The following is a 22,210-nucleotide window of genomic DNA, read 5'->3' as shown; positions in this document are numbered from 1 at the left end:
CTCCAGGGGGTGTTACGAGATTTCGGCCCGCGCGGGAGCGCCGGCCACCGGGGCGATCTCGATCCCGGTGACGCGCTTCGGGCCGGTGACGGCGACGCGCAGCACATCGCCGTCCCTGGTGGCGACGGCGACCGTCACGCCGTCCGTGTCGTGGATTTCCGCAGTCCCGTCGCCGCCCCCGAAGGCGACGAGGGTGATCTCGGCCGGCACGTCCACCGTGTCCCCTGGGTCGGTGACCACCGGGATGAGCGCGCCGTGCCGGACGAAGAGGGGGATCTGGTCGAGCGGCTTGCCGACCGTGACATAGCGGGAGCCTTCGAGCACCTCGCCCGTCCAGTAGTCGACCCACGTGCCGCGCGGCAGGTACACCTGGCGGGAGCCCTCGGGCGCGGTCATGGGGGCGACGAGCAGGTCCCGGCCGAGCAGGTACTGCAGGTCGGCCTGCCAGGCCACCGGGTCGTCCGGGTGGTCCACGCACAGGGCCCGCATCATGGGCGCGCCGGTGCGGGCCGCCTCGACGGCCGCCGTGTAGATGTAGGGCATCAGCCGGTAACGCAGCTTCAGCGCGCCGACGGCCTGCTCCTCGACGGCCGGGAACTCCCACGGCTCGCGGGTGGTCGTGCCGTGCAGGCGCAGCAGCGGGGAGAGCGCGCCGAACTGGGTCCAGCGCACGTACAGGTCGTCGGTGGGCCGGCCGGTGAAGCCGCCGGCGTCGTGGCTCCAGAACGGCACGCCGGACAGGCCGTGCGCGAGGCCGCCCCTGATCGTGCTGCCCATGGCGGCGTAGCTGGTGTAGGTGTCGCCGCCCCACTGGGCGCTGTGGCGCTGGCCGCCGAGGTACGAGGAGCGGGCCCAGACCAGGTCGTGGCCGTGCACCTCGCGGGTCACGGCGGCGACGGCGTCGTTGAACAGCAGGGTGTAGACGTTGTGCAGGTCGGTGCCGCTCATCCCGTTGAAGGCCACGGAGTCGGCGGGCACGCCCTCGGCGAAGTCGGTCTTGAACGTGTCCACGCCCTGGCGCAGGAGGTCGCGCAGCAGGCCCTGGAACCAGGCGACGGCCTGCGGGTTGATGAGGTCCACGATCCCGCACGCCGGGAACGACCCGTGCCAGCAGTCGGCGACATACGTCTCCCCCGCCAGATTCTTCAAGAAATATCCGGCATCAGATGCCTGCGCGAAGGCGGGGCTCAGGTGGGAGATATACGGATTCATCCACAGGCAGACCCGGAACCCCATCCCCTTGAGCTCGGCCAGCATCGCGTCCGGGTCGGGGAAGTTCACGGGGTCCCACTGCAGGTCAGACCAGTGCCCGTCGCTCTGCCAGTAGGTGTCCAGGTGCAGCACGTCGCACGGGATGCCGCGCTCCCTGATCGTCCGCGCCCTGGCCAGCACCCGCTCCTGGCTGTCCACGCAGAACCCCGACGAGATCCACGTCCCGAACGCCCACTTCGGCGGCAGCGACGGGCGGCTGGTCAGCAGGTCGTAACGGTCCAGGACCTCCGCCGGCGTCGGCCCGGCGATCACGTAGTAGTCCATCACGTCGTCCGGCACGAGGATCTGCACGACGCTGTGCGTGGACTGGCACACGTCGAACTCCGTCGGGGCCCCGCTGTCGACGAGGACCCCGTAGCCCTTGCTGGAGACGTACAGGGGGATGTTCTTGTACGCGCGCTGCGACTCGGCGCCGAACGCGTCGAAGTTCCACATGAGCGGGCGCTGGCCGCGCTTGTCCAACCGTGTGAACGACTCCCCGAACCCGCTGAAGGCCTCGTCGGGCGCGGCGGCGAAGCTCTCGTGGTAGGCGACGGGGGCGCCGTTGACGCTGGAGCGGCCGAAGGGCAGCGTACGCAGCCGTCCGCTGATGTCGGTGTGCCCCCGATCCTGCTCGACCAGCGTCCTACCGGTCGCGTCCGTGAACTTCAGGTGCCACGGCGCCAAGCTGATCTCGGCCCGCAGCGAGCCCGCGTCGATCACGATCGGCTCGCCCGGCGCGACCCCGGCACGTGCCCCTGGATACGTGCCGGGGGTCACGAGGGAGATGGCCCCTTCCGAGCGCGGCCGGGCGGTCGCGTCCTCCGACAACCGCACCCGGATGACTCCCTCACCGGCCACACCCACCTGGACGACCAGCGTCTCCTCCGCCGTGGTGACCGCTTTCACCATCACCTCGGCGCCGTCGGCCGCGACCAGCTCCGCGGCGGTCACCGCCGACAGACCACCCTCGCCTCGTCCGCGAACCGGAAGCTCGGGCGGGTCCGCGACGAAGTACTCGTGCGTGACCAATGGGGGGCGATAGGGCATGGAAGCTCCTTACAAACGGCTGCGCAAAACTCGTGAATTAGTTTGCTGTCCATACCAACAAACGTCAACGGTATCGCCCTACCGCATCCGCAAGTCCAGGGAGACACAGGTCACATCGGATGGGTGTTACGTCTGTGCCTCGCCGTGTGTCTTGGGGGGGACAGCAGACAGCGGAAAGAACGGGAAGACATCATGAGCAAGGTCTGGTTCGTCACCGGTTCGTCGCGCGGCCTCGGCCGCAGCTTCGTCGAGGCCGCCCTGTCCCGGGGCGACAAGGTGGCCGCGACCGCGCGGACCACCGGAAGCCTTGACGAGCTGGTCGATGCCTACGGCGACGCGGTGCTCCCGCTGGAGATGGACGTGACCGACAGGGCCGCCGTCCTCGACAGCGTGAAGCGGGCCAAGGAGCACTTCGGCCGTCTGGACGTCATCGTGAACAACGCCGGCTACGCCCAGATCGGCGCCATCGAGGAGCTGACCGAGCAGCAATTGCGCGACCAGATGGAGACGAACCTGTTCGGCGCGGTGTGGGTGGTCCAGGCCGCTCTGCCCTACCTGCGCGAGCAGCGCTCCGGGCACATCATCCAGCTGTCGTCGGCGGCCGGGGTCATCGCCATGCCGCTCGGCGGCGCGTACCACGCCTCCAAGTGGGCCCTCGAGGGCCTGAACGAAGCCCTCGCCGGCGAGGTGGCCGACTTCGGCGTCAAGGTGACCATCATCGAGCCCGGCGGCTTCGCCACCAGGTCCGGCAAGAACCCGGACCCGCTCGCCAACGGCCACATGGCCCGGACCGACCCGGCCTACGACGGTCTGCGCCAACGCCTCGGCGCGGTCGCCGGAAAGCAGCCCGCCGGCGACCCGGCCGCCGCGGCCCAGGCACTCCTCAAGCTCGTCGACTCCGCCAACCCGCCCCTGCGGGTGCTCTTCGGCCAGGGCTTCTACCCGATGGTCCAGCAGGCCTACGCCGACCGGCTCAAGACCTGGGCCGACTGGCAGGATCTTTCGGCACAGGCGCACGGCACCCAGCGCCCTGCCACGTAGGAGAAAGACGACAGATGAGCGAGCACGCCACCAGCCCGGCGACCGAGACCTTCCTCACCTACCGCAACCTGCTCTTCACCGTCGCCTACGAGATGCTCGGCTCGGCGGCCGACGCCGAGGACGTCCTGCAGGAAACCTGGCTGCGCTGGGTCAAGGCCGACCTGGAGCAGGTGCGCGACCGGCGCGCCTACCTGATCCGGATCACCACCCGGCAGTCGCTCAACCGCCTGCGCAGCATGAAGCTCCGCAAGGAGGCGTACGTCGGCCCCTGGCTGCCCGAGCCGCTGCTCACCGCGCCGGACGTGGCCGAGGACGTCGAGCTCGCCGAGAGTGTGTCGATGGCGCTCATGCTCGTCCTGGAGACGCTGTCGCCGACCGAGCGCGCCGTCTTCGTGCTGCGCGAGGCCTTCGATGTCGGCTACGAGGAGATCGCGGCCGCCGTCGGCAAGAGCCCCGCGGCCGTCCGCCAGATCGCCTACCGGGCCCGCCGGCACGTCGAAGCCCGCCGCCCGCGCGAGGCGGTCTCCCCGGAGCAGACCCGGGCGGCACTGGAGTCGTTCCGGCGCGCGCTCGAAGCCGGTGACCTGCAGGGCCTGCTGGACGTGCTCGCCCCCGAGGTCGTCCTGGTGAGCGACGGCGGCGGCGTCAGGCAGGCCGCGCCGCGGCCCATCGTCAGCGCCGGCAAGGTGGCCCGGTTCGTCGTCGGCGGCCCCGGCAAGGCCGGCGTCGCGCTCACCGGTGAGCCCACCGTGGTCAACGGCAGCCCGGCACTCATTCTCCGCGTGGACGGCGAGATCGACGGCGTCGTCGCGATCGATGTCGAGGACGGACGCATCACCGGCCTCTACTACGTCCGCAACCCGCACAAGCTGACCCGCATCGCATCGGAGACCCCGCTCACCCTGCAATGACGCCCTCTTGTTCAATCCGTTCGCAGAGCTGACGCCTGCGCTGTCGTCAGGGCTTGAAGGCGGCCGCGTGCTCCTGCGCCCAGGTGGCGAACGTGCGGCCGGGCCGTCCGATCAGCCGCTCGAGGTCCGTGGTGAGCTCGGTCGGAACGCCGTCGTTCGCGCGCTGCCAGTCCAGCAGCGCGTCGGCGACGGGTCCGGACACGTAGTCGGCCATCTCCGTCTTCCACTCCTCGCGGGTGACGTTCCGGATGGCGATGTCCTGGCCGGTCACGCGGCTGAGGATGTCGATCTGCCCGGCGCAGGTGATCGACTCGGGGCCGGTCAGCGTGTACGCCCTGCCGCTCAGGGCGGGGTCGGCCAGGACGGCGGCGGCCGCTTCGGCGAGGTCGGCCTCATGGACGGGATCGTTGTAGGACCCCGGGTAGGGCAGGCTCACCGGGGCACCGGCCTTGGCGGGCCAGGACCAGGCCAGGGCGTTACCGGCGAAGGCGCCAGGACGCAGCAGCGTGCTCCGGACGGGGGCGGCGGTCAGGGCCCGCTCGACGTCGAGGTGGGGCTTGGCCAGCGGGTGGGTTTCGGCGTCCGGGGCGAGCACGGCGGACGACGAGAGCAACACGATGTGCTCCACTCCGGCGGTGACGGCCTCCTTCACGAAGGCGTCGATGTGCGAGGGCTCGGCGTACAGGAAAATCGAGCTGACGCCCGCGAGGACACCGGGGAAGGTGGCCGGGTCGGCGAGGTCGCAGGTGGCGATCGACGGGTCGGTCGGACGGCTTGAGGCGGGGCGGACGGGCAGGCCGCGCTGACGCAGGAGGGCGATGAGCTCGGTGGCCACGGCGCCGCGAGCGCCGGTAACAAGGATGGTCATATCAGTACATGCCTTAAGATGTGAGCGTGACACAAAAACTGCATCACGCAAAAGTTGTGTGACGCAAATAAATGTGAGGCATGGGACTGTCGGGTGTCAAACCGAGCCGAAACGCTGAAGCAGATCATGGATGAGAGCCAGCGGCACTACGCGGCGTACGTGCTGTTCAACCAGGCATTGGCCGACCATCTGCAGATTCACTCCACCGACCTGCAGTGCGTGGCGCTGCTGGATCTGGAGTCGGGGCCGGTCAGCACCGGCGAGATCGCACGGCTGACGGGCCTGACGCCCGGCTCCGCCACCCGCCTGGTGGATCGGCTGGAGAAGGCGGGCCTGGTGGTGCGGCGCCCGGACCCGGACGATCGCAGGCGGGCCCTGGTCGCTTTGGCGCCCTCGGCGCGGGAGAGGATCGGCGCGGCCTGGGACCTACCGGGCAAGGCGTTCAGCGAGGTGCTGGAGCGGTACAGCGGCCCGGAGCTGACCGTCATCGCCGACTACCTGCGCCGAGCCGCCGAAGTGGGCCGCGCGCAGGCCGATCGCCTCGCCAAGGAGAGCTGAAGGGGTCAGATGGCGTGGCCCGGCTGCATGAGGCGGCGGGCGGCCTCGGTGATGGAGCCCGAGAGCGACGGGTAGACGGCGAACGTGTGCGCGAGCTGGTCGACGGTCAGCCGCTGCTGCACCGCCACCGACACCGCCAGGATCAGCTCGGAAGCGCGCGGCGCCACCACGACGCCGCCCAGCACGATCCCGGTGTGCGGGCGGCAGAACAGCTTGACGAAGCCGTCGTTGAACCCCTGCATCTTCGCCCGCGCGTTGGTGGCCAGGGGCAGCTTGACGACGTTGGCCTCGATCTCGCCCGCCTCGATGGACCGCTGGGCGACCCCGACGGCCGCGATCTCCGGATCGGTGAAGATGTTGGAGGCCACCGTGGCCAGCCGCAGCGGCTGGACGGCCTCCCCGAGCGCGTGCCAGACGGCGATGCGCCCCTGCATGGCCGCCACCGAGGCCAGCATGAGCACGCCCGTGCAGTCGCCGGCCGCGTAGACGCCGGGCGCGGACGTGCGCGAGACCTTGTCGACCTTGATGAAGCCGCCCTTGTCGAGCTGGATCCCGGCCTCCTCCAGGCCGATGCCGGCGGTGTTGGGGATCATGCCGACCGTCATCAGCGCGTGGGTCCCCTCGGCCGTGCGGCCGTCCTCCAGGGTCACGACCACGCCGTCGGCCGTGCGCTTGACGGAGGCGGCGCGCGAGCGGCCCATGACGTTCATGCCGCGGCGGCGGTAGACCTCTTCGAGGACCTCGGCGCCGTCGGCGTCCTCGTTGGGCATCATCCGGTCGCGGCTGGAGACCAGCGTGACCTCCGAGCCGAGCGAGCGGTACGCGCCCGCGAACTCCGCGCCCGTCACGCCCGAGCCGACCACGATCAGGTGCTCGGGCAGCTCCTCCAGGTCGTAGAGCTGGCGCCAGGTGAGGATGCGCTCGCCGTCGGGCTCGGCGCCGGGCAGCACGCGCGGCGTCGCGCCGGTGGCCACGATCACGACCTCGGCCTTGATCGTACGGTCGCCCGCCCGGACCACCTGCGGGTCGACCAGCCGCCCGCGCGCTCTGATGATCTCGACGCCCTCGGCCTCGACCCGGGTGGCGATGTCGGCGGACTGGGCCTGGGCCAGCTCCTTCACGCGCTTGTTGACCAGCGGCAGATCGACCCCGACCACGCCCGCGTCACCGTCGGGCCCGCCGGAGAACGCCACGCCCAGGGACGGCGCGTCGAGCAGCGCCTGCTTGCGGACCGAGGTCGCGATCAGCGTCTTGGACGGCACGCAGTCGGTCAGCACGCACGCGCCGCCCGGGCCGTCCTGCTCGATCATGGTGACTTGCGCGCCTAGCTGCGCGGCCACCAGCGCCGCTTCGTAGCCGCCTGGTCCGCCACCGATGATCACGATCCTCGTCACGTAACCCATTGTCCCGCATGGTCTCGGTAAGGCTGCAACTGGGCCGTTGCCACCCGCACACGCCTGATAAAAGGTTCAAGATCATGATGGCTGGTATCATGCCGCTCGGTGACGGAGGGGTGACACGTCGTCCCCACATCCGTAGTGATGGACCGACTCGGCCGCCCAGCGTGGCAGGATGGCGCGGTAGCTGGATGACGTGCAGCACCCGCCGAGAGGGGTGGACCGTGGCGTGGCTTTCAGGTCCTGCAGGAAAGCCGAATGAGCCCAGGCTTTATGCCGCGTACGGCTCGAACATGGACCCGGAGCAGATGGCCATGCGCGCGCCGCACTCCCCCATCTGGGGCGTCGGCTGGCTGACGGGCTGGCGGCTGACCTTCGGCGGCAGCGACCCCACCTGGGAGGGCGCGATCGCCACGATCGTCGAGGATCCCGACGAGCACGTGTTCGTGGTGCTGTACGACGTGCCCGACTGGGAGGAGACCTCGCTCGACCAGTGGGAGGGCGCGCTGCGCGGGGCGTACCACAAGGTGCGGCTGCGGGTGCAGACCCTCGACGGGGAGGTCGTGGCCTGGTTCTACGTGCTCGACGGCTACGAGGGCGGCCTGCCGTCGGCCCGCTACCTCGGCAGCCTGGCCGAGGCGGCGGAGCGGGCGGGCGCCCCCGACGACTACGTCAAGGAGTTGCGGGAGCGCCCCTGCACCTCGTACGGCGGTTAACGCAGCGGCTGGTCCTTGGTCTCCTTCAGCACGAAGATGTAGACCAGCGTCGAGATCAGCGCCAGCGCTGACATGTAATAGGGGAACACCCCGACGTTCCCGGCGTCCTTGAGCGCGGTGCCGATGAGCGGGGCGGTGCCGCCGAAGAGCGCCACGGTCAGCGAGTACGGGAAGCCCGCGCCGGCCGCGCGCACCCTCGTCGGGAAGAGCTCGGAGTTCACCGCAGCCGAGATCGAGGTGAAGCAGCCGAGGAACAGCATGCCGATCAGCTGCACGGTCAACAGGCTCCCGAACGAGTTGCCCAGCATGCTGAGCAGCGGCACCGGCAGGATCACGAAGGCGGCGCCGAAGGTGATCAGCATGGGCTTGCGCCCGATGCGGTCCGACAGCATGCCGAGCAGCGGCTGCAGCACCATGAAGAACAGCAGCGAGATCGTGCCGATCTCGAGCGACTCCGCCACGTCGAAGCCGACCGTGATCTGCGCGTAGGTCGGCAGGAAGGTCGTCCAGGTGTAGTACGCCACGGTGCCCGCGACGGTGATGCCGACGATCGTGGCGGCCTCCTTCGGGTAGCCCACCAGGAACTCGAACAGCTTCGGCCGCTTGACCTCACCGCGCTGGATCTCCTCCGCGACGGCCGAGGTCTCGTCCGCGCCCTTGCGGATCCACAGGCCGACGAGGCTGAGCACGGCGCCCACGATGAACGGGATGCGCCAGCCATAGGAGGACAGGTCGGCCTTGTCCAGGTTGGCGGCCAGCAGTGCGGACAGCCCGAGGGCCAGCAGCTGACCGATGGTGGTGCTGACGTACTGGAAGCTCGAGAACAGGCCACGGCGGCCGGTCGGAGCCGACTCCACCAGGAACGTGGTCGCGGCGGCGAACTCGCCGCCCACCGACAGCCCCTGGATGAGGCGGGCCAGGGTGAGGAGGACCGGCGCCAGCAGGCCCACGGCCTCGTACGTCGGAGTCACGCCCACCAGCAGCGAACCGGCGCCCATAAGCACGATCGTGAACGTCATCGCGGCCTTGCGCCCGAACCTGTCGGCGAACGAGCCGACCAGCAGGCCGCCCAGCGGGCGCATGAAGAAGCCGACGGCGAAGACACCGTACGTGCTCAGCAAGGGCACCAGGCCCCCGGCGTCCTTCGGGAAGACCTGGACGGAGAAGACGGTCGCGAGGGCGGTGTAGGCGTACCAGTCGTACCATTCCACGACGTTGCCGATGCTGGCCGCCGTCAGCTGGCGGACACGACTCTTGGGAATGCCGACTGGCGAATGCGCCACGGGGGAGGTCGCCACGGGGGGCTCCTTTGCTGCAAAGTGCGGAGATGGCTTACTGTGCAGTTGGACGACCGAAACAGTCAAATCTCTGGCCAGATATTTACAAACCCGACATAGAACAGGTTGCAGGTGGACGTTCTCGACCGGCGCCTCGTCGCCGCGCTCCAGGTCAGCCCGCGCGCCTCGTGGGGCGAGATCGGCAGGGTCGTCGGCGAGCACGAACGTACGGTCGCCAGGAGGCTGCAGCGCCTGATCTCCGAGGGGATCGTCCGGGTCACGGCCATCTACGACGACCTGCGCACCGGTCACGGGCGGCCCGTCCACCTGCACGTCCAGGTGCGCCCCGGCACGGCGGGCAAGGTGGCCGAGGCGCTGGCCGACCGGCCCGACACGCGCTCGGTCTACGCGCTGACCGGCGCCGCCGACATCGGCTGTGAGCTGGTCTCCCCGTCCCGCGAGGATCTGCATCACGTACTGTCCACGCAGATGTCCGAAATCTACGGCGTGCGGCAGACGCAGGCTCAGGTCGTGCTCCACACGTTCAGGACCGTGGCCGAGTGGCACGCGCCGTACCTCAGCGAGGAGGAGGTGCTCGAACTGCGACCCGCGCCGCCCCCCGAGTGCCTGCCCGACGAGGAGGGCCTGTCGCCTCTGGAGGAGGAGATCGCCCGGCTGCTCGCCGCCGACGGCAGGATCGCCTTCACCACCGTCGCCGAGCGCCTCGACGTCTCCGTGCCGACCGCGCGCAGGCGGGTGACCTCGCTGATCGAACGGCGGCTGCTGCTGCCGCGGGCCGAGGTGGAGCCCGCGCTGCTCGGGCTCGAGGTCGAGGCCATGCTGTGGCTGAAGGTCCGGCCGTACGGGCTGGACCTGGTCGGGCAGCGGCTGGCCGGGCACCCGAGCGTGCGTTACTGCGCCGCCACCTCGGGCACCCATTCCCTCATCGTGCAGGTCGTGGCCGCGCACGAGGCCGACCTCTACCGCTTCATGACCGGCGTCGTCGGGCAGTATGACGAGATCGCCGACAGCGACCTCACCCTGATCACCCGCGCCTACAAGCGCGGCCACCTCCACAAGTCCGGATTGCTCACGTTGGATCATCGTTGGGAGAAGACGCCATGACACCTGCCGAGAACGAAGTCGCCGACCTTTGCGCAGAGCTGATCCGCGTGGACAGCAGCAACTACGGGGACGGCACGGGCCCCGGCGAGCGGGCCGCGGCCGAGGTCGTCATGGCCAGGCTGGCCGAGGTCGGGATCGACTCGAAGTACATCGAGAGCGAGCCCGGCCGCGGCAACGTGATCACCCGGGTCGAGGGCACCGACCCGTCCCTGCCCGCCCTGCTCGTGCACGGGCACCTGGACGTCGTGCCCGCCAACGCGGCCGACTGGTCCGTCGACCCCTTCGGCGGCGAGGTGCGCGACGGCTACATCTGGGGCCGCGGCGCCGTGGACATGAAGGACATGGACGCGATGATGCTGGCCGTGCTGCGCCAGCTCAAGCGCGACGGGCGCCGGCCGCGCCGCGACCTCGTGTTCGCGTGGGTGGCCGACGAGGAGGCCGGCGGCGTGTACGGCGCCAAGTACCTCACCGCGAACCACCCCGAGCTGTTCGAGGGCGTCACCGAGTCGATCAGCGAGGTCGGCGGCTACTCGCTGGAGGTGGACCCGTCCCTGCGGCTCTACCTGATCGAGACGGCCCAGAAGGGCCTGGCCTGGATGAAGCTCATCGCCGACGGCACGGCCGGGCACGGCTCGATGCTCAACTCCGACAACGCCGTGACCGAGATCGCCAAGGCCGTGGCCAGGATCGGCGACCACGACTGGCCGCTCACGTACACGCCGACCGTGCGGCAGTTCCTCACCGAGGTCGCGGACGCGTTCGGGATCCCGTTCGACGAGGACGACCCGCAGCCGATCCTGGACAAGATCGGGCCGCTCGTCCGCTTCGTCGGCGCGACGCTGCGCAACACCACCAACCCGACCCAGCTCGACGCCGGTTACAAGTCGAACGTCATCCCCGGCCAGGCCACGGCGGTGGTCGACGGGCGCTTCCTGCCCGGGTTCGAGGAGGACTTCTTCAAGACCGTCGACTCGCTGCTCGGGCCGAAGATCCGGCGCGAGTTCGTGCACCACGACATCGCGCTGGAGACCACGTTCGACGGGGCGCTGGTCGAGTCGATGATCGCGGCGCTCAAGGCCGAGGATCCGGCGGCGCGGGCGATCCCGTACTGCATGTCGGGCGGCACCGACAACAAGACGTTCTTCGCGGACCTGGGGGTGCGCGGGTTCGGCTTCGTGCCGCTGCGGCTGCCCGCCGACATGGACTTCGCCTCGATGTTCCACGGCGTGGACGAGCGGGTGCCGGTGGACGCCCTGCAGTTCGGGGTGCGGGTGCTGGACAGGCTCCTCCTAAACTACTGAGTTGTGACCAACGACGCATACACCCTGGCAGATGAGGCCGCCGCGGCTCTCAAGAGCGCGACCGGCCTCGGCACCTTCGACGTGGCTCTCGTCATGGGGTCGGGGTGGGTGCCCGCCGCCGATGCCATCGGCGAGACGGTGAGCGAGGTCCCGTTCACCGATTTGCCCGGTTTCCGCGCGCCCGCCGTGGCGGGGCACGGCGGGAAGATCCGCGTCGTGCGCACCTCGGCGGGACGGCACGCGCTGGTGTTCCTCGGGCGCACGCACCTCTACGAAGGGCTCGGGGTGGACGCGGTCGTCCACGGAGTGCGTACGGCGGCCGCGGCCGGCGTACGCACGCTCGTGCTCACCAACGCCGCCGGCGGCCTGCGCCCCGAGACGCAGAACGTCGGCGACCCGGTCCTGATCAGCGACCACATCAACCTGACCGGGGCCAACCCGATCACCGGCACCACGTTCATCGACCTCACCGAGGTCTACTCGCGCCGCCTGCGCGAGCTGGTGCGCGAGGTCGACCCGAGCCTCTCCGAAGGGGTCTACGTGGCCTTCCGCGGGCCCACGTACGAGACGCCGGCCGAGATCCGCATGCTGCGCACGCTGGGCGGCGACATGGTGGGCATGTCCACCGTCCTGGAGGCCATCGCCGCCCGGGAGGCGAAGCTGGAGGTGCTCGGCGTCTCCCTGGTCACCAACCCCGGCGCGGGGCTGGCGGGCGAGCCGCTCAACCACGAGGAGGTCCTGGAGGTCGGCCGGTCCACGGCGGCCCGCATGGGCGTCCTGCTGGCCAAGGTGGTGGACCGGCTGTGAGCGAGGATCTGGTGCTTGCGGCGCGGGAGTGGCTGGCCCAGGACCCGGACCCGGAGACCCGCGACGAGCTCTCCCGGCTCCTGGACGGCGGCGACCTGGAGGCCCTGCGCGACCGGTTCGGGGCCAAGCTGGAGTTCGGCACGGCGGGCCTGCGGGGAGAGCTGGGGGCGGGCCCCAACCGGATGAACCGCGTCACCGTTATGCGCGCCGCCGCGGGCCTGGCCCGGGTCCTCGGGCCGGGCAAGCACGTGGTCGTCGGCTACGACGCCCGCCACAAGTCCGACGTGTTCGCCCGTGACACGGCCGCCGTCCTGACGGGCGCCGGACTGCACGCGTCCCTCCTGCCGGGTCCGCTGCCCACGCCCGTGCTGGCCTTCGCCGTACGCCACCTCGACGCGGACGCCGGGGTCACGGTCACCGCCAGCCACAACCCGCCGCGCGACAACGGCTACAAGGTCTACTGGGGCGACGGCTCCCAGATCGTGCCCCCGGTCGACGGCGAGATCTCGGCGGCCATCGACGCCGTCGGCCGGGTGGACCGGCTCCCGCTGAACGGTCCCGGCACGCTGACGGAGCTCGGCGAGGGCATCGTCGACGACTACCTCGCCGCCGTGACCGCCCTGCCCCTGGGTGAGGCCCGCGACCTGCGCGTGGCGTACACGCCCCTGCACGGCGTGGGCGCCGCCACGCTCACCGGCGCGTTCCTGGCCGCCGGCTTCGAGACCCCGGTGGCCGTCGAGGAGCAGCGCGACCCCGACCCCGACTTCCCGACGGTCTCCTTCCCCAATCCGGAGGAGCCCGGCGCGATGGACCTGGCCATCGCGCTGGCCGCCAAGCTGGACGCCGACCTGGTCCTGGCCAACGACCCCGACGCCGACAGGTGCGCGGTGGGGGTCCCGCTGCCGGACGGGACGTGCCGCATGCTGACCGGCGACGAGGTCGGCGGCCTGCTGGCCGAGCACGTGATCACGCAGACCGTCGGCGACCGCATGGTGGCCACCACCATCGTCTCCTCGACCCTGCTGGGCAAGATCGCCCGGGCGCACGGGGTCCGCTACGGCGAGACGCTGACGGGCTTCAAGTGGATCATCAAGGCGGGTCCGGGGCTGGTCTTCGGCTACGAGGAGGCCATCGGCTACAGCGTCGGCTCCGACGCGGGCCTGCCGGTCCGGGACAAGGACGGGATAGGCGCGGCCCTCACGGTCGCGGCCGTCGCCGCGGCGGCCAAGCGCTCCGGCCGTACGCTGCTGGACCTCCTGGACGACCAGGCCCGCCGCTACGGGCTGCACGCGACGTCCCAGCTCTCCTTCCGGGTGTCCGACCTGTCGCTGATCGCCGACGCCATGACCCGCCTGCGCGCCCACCCTCCCACCGCGCTGGGCGGCCGGGCGGTGACGCGTACGGACGACCTGGCGAAGGGCGACGGCGGCCTGCCGCCCACGGACGGGCTGCGATACCTGCTGTCGGGGGACGGCCGCGTGGTCGTCCGCCCTTCGGGCACGGAGCCCAAGCTGAAGTGCTATCTGGAGGTCGTGGTGCCGGTGACGGGGGAGGTCGCGCAGGCCCGCGAGCAGGCGGCTCGCGATCTCGCAGCTCTGAAGGCCGACCTGGCCGCCTGCCTGGGTCTCTGAAGCTACCGCGGACCTGGAGGAGTTTCGTCCTGTGGGGTCAGGGTGCCCGGGTGCCGGGCGGCCTGGCCCTGCCGCCACTGCTCCATGACCTGCCGGAAGGCCTCGCTCACGAGGTGAAGGAGCTCGGCGGAGGACTCGAAGCGGACGCCCGCCGGGGTCGCCGCCCCGAGAACCTCGGCTCCGCGCCGCGACGCGGCCGCCAGTGCCTCGTTCATCTGCAGGCCGGCGAGCATGGACCGGAGCCAGATCTCGTCGTCGATGACATAGCGTTCGCGCCGCCTGCCGGGGACCCGTTCCCGCCTGAGCATTCCCTGCTGTTCGAGGAAGGCGACGGCGTGCGAGACCGACGCCGGGCTGACGCGTAGCCGCTGGACCAGGTCGGCGGCGGTGAGGGTGCCGGAGTCGGTGGTGTACAGGCAGGCCAGCACCCTCGCCATCATCTGGGGCAGCCCCTGCTGGACGAGGAGGGCGGTGAAGGACTCCGTGAAGTCCCGCACCTCTTGCGGGTCACGCCCGTGGCCGCCGTCGGGGATCGGCGACGCCGGAGGCTGAGCCTGCTTGTTACGGCGCGCGCGATGCCGGGTGGCCTCGTGCGCCCGCTCCGCCCCGTAATCGTCGGGTCCGCCGTTGCGGGTGACCTCCCGCATGATGGTCGAGGCGGGCCGCTCCAGACGCCGGCCGATCTCCGCGTATCCGAGCCCCTCGGCCAGCCCCGCGGCGATGTGCTGACGGTCCTCGTTGGTGAGTCTGCCTCCGGGCATCGGTGCTCGTCTCCTGTCGCTCGCCGTGCGGCCCCGCCTGCACAGTATGCATTCGCGCGGATTCTCATTGCAATCCACATCTTGATCACCTTTTGCGTTCAGCTCCATTGTCATTGCAAAGCAGATCCAGATTGACCGCTCTAGCCAGGCAAACAGTCCATCTTTGCGTATTGACCGATCAGTGAACGCAATGTAGTGTCGCAGTCGTTCAGAGATTCCCGAACAATGTGCGCAAGGAGATTCATGATGGAACACAGCAACAGCGGCTTCTCCGAAGCGGGGCTGCGCAGGCTGCGTGAGGTGCTGACGCGGCATGTCGAGTCCGGGAAGATCCCCGGGCTGGTCGCCCTGGTCAGCCGGGGCGATGAGACGCACGTCGAGGCGATCGGGACGATGCGTCATGACGGCGGCGCGCCGATGCGCCGGGACACGATCTTCCGGATGGCCTCCACGTCCAAGCCGGTCTCGATCGCGGCGGCGATGGTACTCCTGGACGAGTGCCGGTTGCGGCTGGACGACGTGGTGGACGCGTGGCTGCCGGAGCTGGCCGACCACCAGGTGCTCAAGCGGATCGACGGGCCGCTGGACGACACCGTGCCGGCGCGCCGGCCGATCACCGTGCGAGACGTGCTGACCTCCACGTTCGGGCTCGGCATGGACATGACGGCGCTGGGCACGCCGATCCTGAACGCGATCTTCGAGCGGGGTCTCACGCCCAATCTGCCGGTGCCGGTGCCCGAGCAGGATGAGTGGATGCGCCGCCTGGGCGAGCTGCCGCTGATGCATCAGCCCGGCGAGTGCTGGCAGTACCAGATCAGCAGCGATCTGGTCGGTGTGCTGGTCTCCCGGGTCACGGGCCGGTCGTTCGAGGAGTTCCTGCGCGAGCGCATCTTCGAGCCGCTGGGGATGACCGACACCGGCTTCCACGTGCCCGACGACAAGATCGACCGGCTGCCGGACCTGTACGCCCCCGACCCGCAGACCGGCGAGTTCCTCGTGTGGGACGAGGCCAAGGGCGGACGGTGGAACCAGGCTCCGGCGTTCCAGGGCGGCGGCGGTGGGCTGGTCTCCACCGCCGACGACTACCACGCCTACTTCCGGATGCTGCTCAACGGCGGCATGCACGGCGGCGAGCGGATCCTGTCGCGGCCCGCGGTGGAGCTGATGACCACCAACCGGCTCACGGCCGAGCAGCAGGCCGCCCGGCACGCGCTGGCGGTCAACAGCGTCCACGTGTCCTTCGGCCAGGGGCAGCAGGGCGGCTGGGGCCTGGGGATGGCGGTGCGCACGTACCGGGGCGACTACGCCTCCGTCGGCCAGTTCGGCTGGGACGGCGGAAGCGGCACCTCGACCTACGCCGACCCGGCCAAGCGGCTCACCGGAATCCTGCTCACCCAGGTCGGATACACCGTCCCGGACCCGGCGCGGGTGATGAACGACTTCTGGACCACGCTCTACCAGGCCATCGACGACTGATCGCAGCACGGGGTCCGCTCCGGACCCCGCTCTCCCTCGAAGGTCAGGCCAGGCGGAACTGGAGGTCGGTGTCCCAGTTGTTCAGGTCGGGCTCGACCATGGGGTTGGTCTTGTAGAACTCCAGGCGGCAGCCCCAGTGCTCCGTCCCGTCCTTCTCGGTCATGTCCCAGGTCAGGGCCTGCTCCTCGGCCCACTTCAGCATCCCGGCGGTGACGCCCATCAGCTGGTCCGGGTGGCCGTGGTGGGAGGTGGTGACGTAGCGGCCCGCGGGCAGGACGTCGGCGAAGATCTCGCCCTCACCCGCCACCGGCGCCGGAACGGGCACTCCCGCCTGCACCACCAGCCGGTCCTCCGGCATGTTGATGCTGTCGTACCTGAAGAACGGGGCGTCGGCCGGGGACACCCCGCGCTCGGCGAGCCAGCCGATGAGCCCACCGATGCGGTCCCCGACCAGGCCGAAGCTGGTCATGGTGATGGTCTTGCGGATCCCGATGTAGGGGCGCTCGGGAAATTCGACGATCTGTGGCATGTCGTGTTCCTCCTTCGTCCTTCAGACCGGGCGCGCGGTCGAAACTCATCGGCTACGCCGACGTCACTTCGATCTGGAGCTCGGTGACCCACTCATCCAGGTCTTCCGGGCAGTGCAGAGAGATCTCCCTGGCCAGGCCCAGGGAGCGATAGCCGTTCTCCTCGATCCAGTGGGCCAGCGCCTGGAACGTCGGCCCCACCGCCTCCATCGGCCCCTCGTGGATGATCGCGGCCGCGGTCTCGATGGGAGGCAGGTCGACGATCTCGAAGTCGTAGGGGCCGGGCGGTACGGAAACCGGCAGGCACGTGTGCACCATGACGGAGCCGTCGTCGTCCGGCACGTAATAGGCCAGGCCGGGAGCCACGACGCTCACCCCGGCGGCCTCCACCCGGCGGCAGATCTCCCGGAACAGCGGCTTGATGACCGGGCCGATGTCCTCCCCCTCGTAGCTGGCCGCCCTGGCGCTGAGCTCGGCGACCCGGACCGGGTCCACCCTCTTGAGCACGACTTCGGCTGTCCTCATGTGCCCTTCCGTCGCGATGGTGCGCAGTCGCGCCTCGACGCCTCGGAGCCTGGCCAGGTCGGCGCTGATCTGGGCTTCGAGCTGGGCGCGGCGCAGCCGTACCATGCCGTGCAGCTCCTCCGTGCTCACCTTCTCGTCGAGGATGGCGCTGACCTGCTCCAGCGTGAAGCCGAGGTCCTTGATCGCGACGATGCGGTTGAGCCGGGACAGCTGCGCGGCCTGGTAGGACCGGTAGCCGCTGACGGGGTCCACGTGCGCGGGGCGCAACAGGCCGATGGCGTCGTAGTGACGCAACATGCGTACCGAGACCAGTCCGAGCCTGGCGAAATCTCCGATGCTGAACATGACGGCTCCAGGTCTACGGCCTGACACGGTGTCAGGGTCAACCTATGGCGATTTCGTAAGACATGGGGTATTTTTCCCATCATGGTCGACCGAACGTTCGGTAGGACTGCCAGCGAGGATGCGAACCGGCGGATCAGGACGGCGGCGGTGCTGCTGTTCGCCCGGCAGGGTTATGCGGCCACGAGCATCCGCGACCTGGCCAAAGCGGTCAGCATGACCAATGCCGGGATATATCACCACGTGACGAGCAAGGAGTCCCTGCTCGCCGATCTCATGCGCGTCGGCCAGCAAGGGCTGATCGACGCCACGGAACGCATGCTGGAAAACGTCCACAACCCCACCGACCGCCTGGCCCTGCTGATCGGCTCCCTCACCTCCGTCCACGCGCTCAGCCCCATGACCAGCCGCGTCATGGACGGCGAACTCCGCTCCCTCACCCCCGGCTCCGCCGCCCACGACGAGATCATCGCCCTGCGCGACGCGTACGAGGCCCACTGGAAGGACGCCCTCGCGGACGGCGTCGCCCAGGGTGTGTTCCGCGTCGCCGACCAGAAGCTGACCCGCCTCGCCCTGATGTCCATGTGCACCGGCACCAGCGAGTGGTACCGCCCCGACGGGGACTCCACGCTGGAGCAGGTGTGCGCCGAGTTCGTCACGATCGGCCTGGCCGCCGTCCGCGCGCCCGCCCCGGCCGGGGCCACCCTCGACCTCTCCCTGCTGCCCGACTTCCCCTGGGAGCCGCCGGATGCACGCAACGATCCCCGACCTGATGAGGCACGCCGCTAGCACGTACGGCACGCGCGAGTTCCTCCGCTTCCCCGACACCTCGCTCACCTTCGCCGAGGCCGACGCCCGGTCCGACGGCCTGGCCGCCGCGCTGATCGACAAGGGCGTCCGGCCGGGCGACCGGGTGGCGATCATGATGGACAACGTCCCCGGCTGGCCGCTGAGCTGGCTGGCCGTGCTCAAGGCGGGCGCGGTCACCGTGCCGGTGAACGTCCGCTACCGGGCCGCCGACCTGGAGCACGTCCTGCGCGACTCGGGCGCCGTGGCCACCCTGACCACCGACGAGCACGCCCCGCACATCCCGGGTACGGTCTACGTCCTCGACGCCGAGCACCGTGCGGAGCACCGTGGGGAGCACCGTGGGGAGCACTGTGGCAAGCGCCAGGCTTTGACCCACGAAATCGCGAATTTTCAGTACACGTCGGGGACCACCGGCTTCCCCAAGGCCTGCATGCTCACCCACGCCTACTGGCTCAGGACCGCCCGGCTCATCGCCGACCAGGTCCGCCTGCGCGACGACGACGTCATGCTGATCGCCCAGCCGTACTCGTACATGGACCCCCAGTGGGCCACCCTCTTCTGCCTCGTCGGCGGCATCCCCCTCGTCGTGCTCCCCCGCTTCTCCGCCTCCGGCTTCTGGGCCTCGGTCCGGGAGCACGGGGCGACGCTCACGTACGTACTCGGCTCGATGCCCCTCCTCCTGCACAAGCAGCCGCCCCATCCCCACGACCGCGACAACCGGATGCGCCTCGTGCTCTGCTCGGGCATCCGGCCGGACCTGCACCGGGCGTTCGAGGAGCGCTGGGGCGCGCCATGGCGCGAGCTGTACGGATCCACGGAGAGCGGCCCCGACCTGGGGGTGCCCATCGACGCCGTGGAGACGGTCGGCACCGGCGCCATGGGGCTCGCGTACCCGGGCAAGGAGGTCACGCTGGACGACGAGACCGGCGAGATCCTGGTCAGAGGCACGCCCATGATGAACGGCTACTGGAACCACCCGGAGGCCACCGCCCACGCGTTCAGGGGCGGCTGGTACCACACGGGCGACCTCGGCTTCCGCGACGAGCACGGCTACATCCACCATTCCGGGCGGTTGAAGGACATGGTGCGCAGGGGTGGCGAGAACATCTCGTGCGCCGAGGTGGAGGGCGTGCTCACCGAGCACCCCGCGGTCCTCCAGGCCGCGCTGGTGCCCGTTCCGGACGACCTGTTCGGCGAGCTGCCCAAGGCGTTCATCCAGCTCCGCCCGGGACACGTCCCCGACGCCGGGACGGCCGGGAGCATCATCGGCCACGCCAGGGAGCGGCTGGCCCGCTTCAAGATCCCGGAGTACGTGGAGTTCGTGGCGGAGTTCACGCTCACCCCGTCGTCCCGCATCGAGAAGCGCCACCTCCTCGATCCAAAAAGAGACCAGCGCGCCGCCCCCGCCATCGCGATCCCCAAGGAGAGAGCATGATCGAAGTGACCGAACGCGACGGGGTGGCCCTCATCACGCTCGCGCGCCCCGAGAAGCTCAACGCCCTCACCGCGGGCATGCGCCGCGACCTCGCGGCCGCGATCCGCGCGTGCGGCGAGGACGTCAGGGGCGTCGTGGTCACCGGCACCGGCCGGGCGTTCTCGGCCGGGGAGGACATCCACGAGGCCGCCGGCAAGTCGCTGGTCGAGGAGGTGGAGCTCTTCCACGACATGACCAGGGCGGTGCTGGAGACGCGGGTCCCGGTCGTGGCGGCGGTCAACGGCCTGGCCGTGGGCGGGGCCGCCGAGTGGACGCTGTGCTTCGACACCCGCATCGGCACCCCGGCGACCGAGTACTTCCTGCCGGAGAACCACATCGGCCTGTCCGTCTCGAACGCCGCCAGCTACCTGCTCCCCCGCCTGGTGGGCGCCAGGGCGCTGAAGCTGGTGCTCGACTCGACCCGGATGACCGCCGAGCAGGCCCTGGCCACGGGCCTGCTGGACGAGATCGTCCCCCAGGAGCGGCTGCTGGATGCGGCGATCGAACGCGTACGCCACTGGACCCGGCCGGGCACGGCCACGGCGGTCCACCTGGCACTTCTCAGGCCGTCCCGGGACGAGGTCGAGCGCGCCTTCGAGAGGGAGACGGAGGCCGCCGAGCAGGTCGAGGAGTCGGGCATCGCCCAGGAGGGCATGTCCCGCTTCGTCAACCGGGCTAGGCGATGACGATCGCCACCACCAGCAGGACCACGGCCGCCGCCAGCACCGCGATGGAGTCGTAGGACCACGTGACCCGGGCCGGCGCCGCCTCTTCCTCGCGGCGCCTGGCCGACTCGGCGCGGTCGCGGATCTGGTCGCCCACCCAGTCGGCGTGCGTCTTCCCCGCGAACGCCTCCACGGCCGCCTGCTCGGCCTTCGACAGCGTGGGCTCGGTGCTGAAGCGTCCGCGCTGCTGCCTGGGCGCCCCGCGCCGCTGCGCCCTGGCCCGCTCCCGCGCGCTGCTCATCGGCGTCCACAACCGCAGCACCCGCTCCTCGCCGTACTCGACGTTGATCGAGTGGGACACCGTCACGTCCTCGATCGAGGCCCACGGCAGGAACGTCGTGCGCAGCGGGTTGCGCCCGATCAGCCCCGCCTCCGTGAACACGGTGGCGGGGCGCATCGCGATCACGTAGACCAGCGCGGTCAGCGCGCCGAGCACGGCCAGCGCCACCAGCGACGACTTACCGGTGTAGTGGGCGATCAGGTCCCAGACGTTGAACGCGACGAAGGCCAGCCACACCCAGGCGAGCACGAACGCGGTCTTGGACCGGTAGGTCTGTTTCACGGCTGCCACTTGAGCTGCGCGAACCCCGGCTTGATAACCCCGTTGATCAGCGCCAGCCGCTCGTCGAACGGCAGGAACGCCGACTTCATCGCGTTGACCGTGAACCACTGCAGGTCGTCCCAGCCGTAGCCGAACGCCTCCACCAGCTTGGCGAACTCCTGCGACACGCTCGTCGAGCTCATCAGCCGGTTGTCGGTGTTGACCGTGACCCTGAAGTGCAGCCGCCGCAGCAGCCCGATGGGGTGCTGGGCGATCGACGGGGCGGCCCCGGTCTGCAGGTTGGAGGTGGGACACATCTCCAGCGGGATGCGCTTGTCACGCACGTACGCGGCCAGCCGTCCCAGCTTGGCGGAGCCGTCCTCGGACACGGAGATGTCGTCGATGATCCGTACGCCGTGGCCGAGCCGGTCGGCGCCGCACCACTGGATCGCCTGCCAGATCGACGGCAGCCCGAACGCCTCGCCCGCGTGGATGGTGAAGTGGGCGTTCTCCCGCTGGAGGTATTCGAACGCGTCGAGATGCCGCGTGGGCGGGTAGCCCGCCTCGGCCCCCGCGATGTCGAACCCCACCACGCCCACGTCGCGGTAGCGCACGGCCAGCTCGGCGATCTCCATGGACCGCGCCTGGTGCCGCATGGCCGTCAGGAGCGTGCCGACCCGGATCCCGCGCCCCTCCGAGCCCTGCTTGAACCCTTCGAGCACCGCCTCGACCACCTGGTCGAGGCTCAGCCCGCGCGTGGTGTGCTGCTCGGGCGCGTACCGCACCTCGGCGTAGACCACGCCGTCGGCCGCGAGGTCCTGAGCGCACTCGGCGGCCACGCGGACGAGCGACTCGCGCGTCTGCATGACCCCCACGGTGTGGGCGAACGTCTCCAGGTAGCGCTCGAGCGAGCCGGAGTCGGCCGCCTCCTCGAACCAGTGGCGCAGGCGGTCGGGGTCGTCGGTGGGCAGCCGATCGTAGCCGGTCTCCCTGGCCAGCTCGACGATCGTCTCGGCGCGGAGCCCGCCGTCGAGGTGATCGTGCAGCAGCACCTTGGGAGCCCGCCGGATCTCGTCAAGCGTGGGACTCATCTGGC

The 22,210-nt window shown here is 70.3% G+C and carries 21 protein-coding genes; 12 read left to right on the top strand and 9 right to left on the bottom strand.

The features are described 5' to 3' along the window. Positions 1-12 precede the first annotated feature (12 nt). Positions 13-2,301, bottom strand: a complete 2,289-nt coding sequence (locus ACIHFD_RS38355; protein ID WP_397371157.1) for a TIM-barrel domain-containing protein — start codon at positions 2,299-2,301, stop codon at positions 13-15. A gap of 192 nt (positions 2,302-2,493) precedes the next feature. Here ACIHFD_RS38355 and ACIHFD_RS38350 point away from each other — a divergent pair, with 192 nt between their 5' ends. Together ACIHFD_RS38350 and ACIHFD_RS38345 are read left to right on the top strand one after the other, a co-directional pair. Beyond that, complete coding sequence (locus ACIHFD_RS38350; RefSeq protein ID WP_397371156.1) at positions 2,494-3,342, top strand: SDR family NAD(P)-dependent oxidoreductase; 849 nt, start codon at positions 2,494-2,496, stop codon at positions 3,340-3,342. Between the two features lie 14 nt (positions 3,343-3,356). Then, positions 3,357-4,253 (top strand): RNA polymerase sigma-70 factor, encoded by an 897-nt coding sequence (locus ACIHFD_RS38345; protein ID WP_397371155.1) that lies wholly within the window; start codon positions 3,357-3,359, stop codon positions 4,251-4,253. 46 nt (positions 4,254-4,299) lie between these two features. Here ACIHFD_RS38345 and ACIHFD_RS38340 read toward each other — a convergent pair whose 3' ends face one another. Further along, on the bottom strand, positions 4,300-5,121 hold the full coding sequence (locus ACIHFD_RS38340) for an NmrA family NAD(P)-binding protein (protein WP_397371154.1): 822 nt from the start codon (positions 5,119-5,121) through the stop codon (positions 4,300-4,302). 126 nt (positions 5,122-5,247) lie between these two features. Here ACIHFD_RS38340 and ACIHFD_RS38335 point away from each other — a divergent pair, with 126 nt between their 5' ends. Then, positions 5,248-5,679: a MarR family winged helix-turn-helix transcriptional regulator gene (locus ACIHFD_RS38335; RefSeq protein ID WP_397371153.1), complete on the top strand. Its 432-nt coding sequence runs from the start codon at positions 5,248-5,250 to the stop codon at positions 5,677-5,679. Positions 5,680-5,684: 5 nt separating this feature from the next. On the opposite strand, the gene ACIHFD_RS38330 is transcribed toward ACIHFD_RS38335, so the two are convergent. Further along, positions 5,685-7,073: an NAD(P)H-quinone dehydrogenase gene (locus ACIHFD_RS38330; protein WP_397371152.1), complete on the bottom strand. Its 1,389-nt coding sequence runs from the start codon at positions 7,071-7,073 to the stop codon at positions 5,685-5,687. Between the two features lie 227 nt (positions 7,074-7,300). On the opposite strand from ACIHFD_RS38330, the gene ACIHFD_RS38325 reads away from it, so the two are divergent. Beyond that, positions 7,301-7,792: a gamma-glutamylcyclotransferase gene (locus ACIHFD_RS38325; RefSeq protein ID WP_313044612.1), complete on the top strand. Its 492-nt coding sequence runs from the start codon at positions 7,301-7,303 to the stop codon at positions 7,790-7,792. Here the strand turns inward: ACIHFD_RS38325 and ACIHFD_RS38320 are convergent. Beyond that, positions 7,789-9,090 carry an MFS transporter gene (locus tag ACIHFD_RS38320; protein WP_397371151.1) on the bottom strand — a complete coding sequence of 434 codons (1,302 nt, stop codon included), beginning with the start codon at positions 9,088-9,090 and terminating at the stop codon, positions 7,789-7,791. The two genes, ACIHFD_RS38325 and ACIHFD_RS38320, sit on opposite strands and share 4 nt — an antisense overlap. 111 nt (positions 9,091-9,201) lie before the next feature. Between ACIHFD_RS38320 and ACIHFD_RS38315 the strand changes: the two genes are divergently transcribed. The 4 genes from ACIHFD_RS38315 to ACIHFD_RS38300 are packed head-to-tail and all read left to right on the top strand — an operon-like array spanning position 9,202 to position 13,933. Further along, a complete protein-coding gene (locus ACIHFD_RS38315) occupies positions 9,202-10,194 on the top strand; it encodes an Lrp/AsnC family transcriptional regulator (RefSeq protein ID WP_350731335.1) in 993 nt (330 codons plus the stop codon). Beyond that, positions 10,191-11,495: a M20/M25/M40 family metallo-hydrolase gene (locus tag ACIHFD_RS38310; protein ID WP_397371150.1), complete on the top strand. Its 1,305-nt coding sequence runs from the start codon at positions 10,191-10,193 to the stop codon at positions 11,493-11,495. Before ACIHFD_RS38315 ends, ACIHFD_RS38310 begins: the two co-directional genes overlap by 4 nt. A 3-nt stretch (positions 11,496-11,498) precedes the next feature. Continuing rightward, positions 11,499-12,302 carry a purine-nucleoside phosphorylase gene (locus ACIHFD_RS38305; RefSeq protein WP_363962342.1) on the top strand — a complete coding sequence of 268 codons (804 nt, stop codon included), beginning with the start codon at positions 11,499-11,501 and terminating at the stop codon, positions 12,300-12,302. Next, the gene (locus ACIHFD_RS38300) at positions 12,299-13,933 is read left to right on the top strand and encodes a phospho-sugar mutase (protein ID WP_397371149.1); all 1,635 of its coding nucleotides are present in this window, start codon (positions 12,299-12,301) and stop codon (positions 13,931-13,933) included. Before ACIHFD_RS38305 ends, ACIHFD_RS38300 begins: the two co-directional genes overlap by 4 nt. Positions 13,934-13,935: 2 nt before the next feature. On the opposite strand, the gene ACIHFD_RS38295 is transcribed toward ACIHFD_RS38300, so the two are convergent. Next, positions 13,936-14,694: a helix-turn-helix domain-containing protein gene (locus tag ACIHFD_RS38295; RefSeq protein ID WP_397371148.1), complete on the bottom strand. Its 759-nt coding sequence runs from the start codon at positions 14,692-14,694 to the stop codon at positions 13,936-13,938. Between the two features lie 246 nt (positions 14,695-14,940). Here ACIHFD_RS38295 and ACIHFD_RS38290 point away from each other — a divergent pair, with 246 nt between their 5' ends. Continuing rightward, positions 14,941-16,170, top strand: coding sequence for a serine hydrolase domain-containing protein (locus tag ACIHFD_RS38290; RefSeq protein ID WP_397371234.1), 1,230 nt, complete (start codon positions 14,941-14,943; stop codon positions 16,168-16,170). Positions 16,171-16,213: 43 nt separating this feature from the next. On the opposite strand, the gene ACIHFD_RS38285 is transcribed toward ACIHFD_RS38290, so the two are convergent. Both ACIHFD_RS38285 and ACIHFD_RS38280 read right to left on the bottom strand, forming a co-directional pair. Further along, complete coding sequence (locus tag ACIHFD_RS38285; protein ID WP_397371147.1) at positions 16,214-16,699, bottom strand: GyrI-like domain-containing protein; 486 nt, start codon at positions 16,697-16,699, stop codon at positions 16,214-16,216. Positions 16,700-16,751: 52 nt separating this feature from the next. After that, a complete protein-coding gene (locus ACIHFD_RS38280) occupies positions 16,752-17,567 on the bottom strand; it encodes a MerR family transcriptional regulator (RefSeq protein ID WP_397371146.1) in 816 nt (271 codons plus the stop codon). 81 nt (positions 17,568-17,648) lie between these two features. Here ACIHFD_RS38280 and ACIHFD_RS38275 point away from each other — a divergent pair, with 81 nt between their 5' ends. The 3 genes from ACIHFD_RS38275 to ACIHFD_RS38265 are packed head-to-tail and all read left to right on the top strand — an operon-like array spanning position 17,649 to position 20,534. Beyond that, positions 17,649-18,353: a TetR/AcrR family transcriptional regulator gene (locus tag ACIHFD_RS38275; RefSeq protein WP_397371145.1), complete on the top strand. Its 705-nt coding sequence runs from the start codon at positions 17,649-17,651 to the stop codon at positions 18,351-18,353. Beyond that, positions 18,313-19,809, top strand: a complete 1,497-nt coding sequence (locus tag ACIHFD_RS38270) for an AMP-binding protein (RefSeq protein ID WP_397371144.1) — start codon at positions 18,313-18,315, stop codon at positions 19,807-19,809. Before ACIHFD_RS38275 ends, ACIHFD_RS38270 begins: the two co-directional genes overlap by 41 nt. Further along, on the top strand, positions 19,806-20,534 hold the full coding sequence (locus ACIHFD_RS38265) for an enoyl-CoA hydratase/isomerase family protein (protein WP_397371143.1): 729 nt from the start codon (positions 19,806-19,808) through the stop codon (positions 20,532-20,534). Before ACIHFD_RS38270 ends, ACIHFD_RS38265 begins: the two co-directional genes overlap by 4 nt. On the opposite strand, the gene ACIHFD_RS38260 is transcribed toward ACIHFD_RS38265, so the two are convergent. Beyond that, positions 20,524-21,135 (bottom strand): PH domain-containing protein, encoded by a 612-nt coding sequence (locus ACIHFD_RS38260; protein ID WP_397371142.1) that lies wholly within the window; start codon positions 21,133-21,135, stop codon positions 20,524-20,526. The two genes, ACIHFD_RS38265 and ACIHFD_RS38260, sit on opposite strands and share 11 nt — an antisense overlap. Further along, positions 21,132-22,205, bottom strand: coding sequence for an adenosine deaminase (locus ACIHFD_RS38255; protein ID WP_350731313.1), 1,074 nt, complete (start codon positions 22,203-22,205; stop codon positions 21,132-21,134). The genes ACIHFD_RS38260 and ACIHFD_RS38255 overlap by 4 nt, the downstream gene beginning before the upstream one ends. Between the last annotated feature and the right edge of the window lie 5 nt (positions 22,206-22,210).

This window comes from Nonomuraea sp. NPDC051941, assembly GCF_044593615.1.
This window is presented reverse-complemented; position numbering and strand designations above follow the sequence as displayed.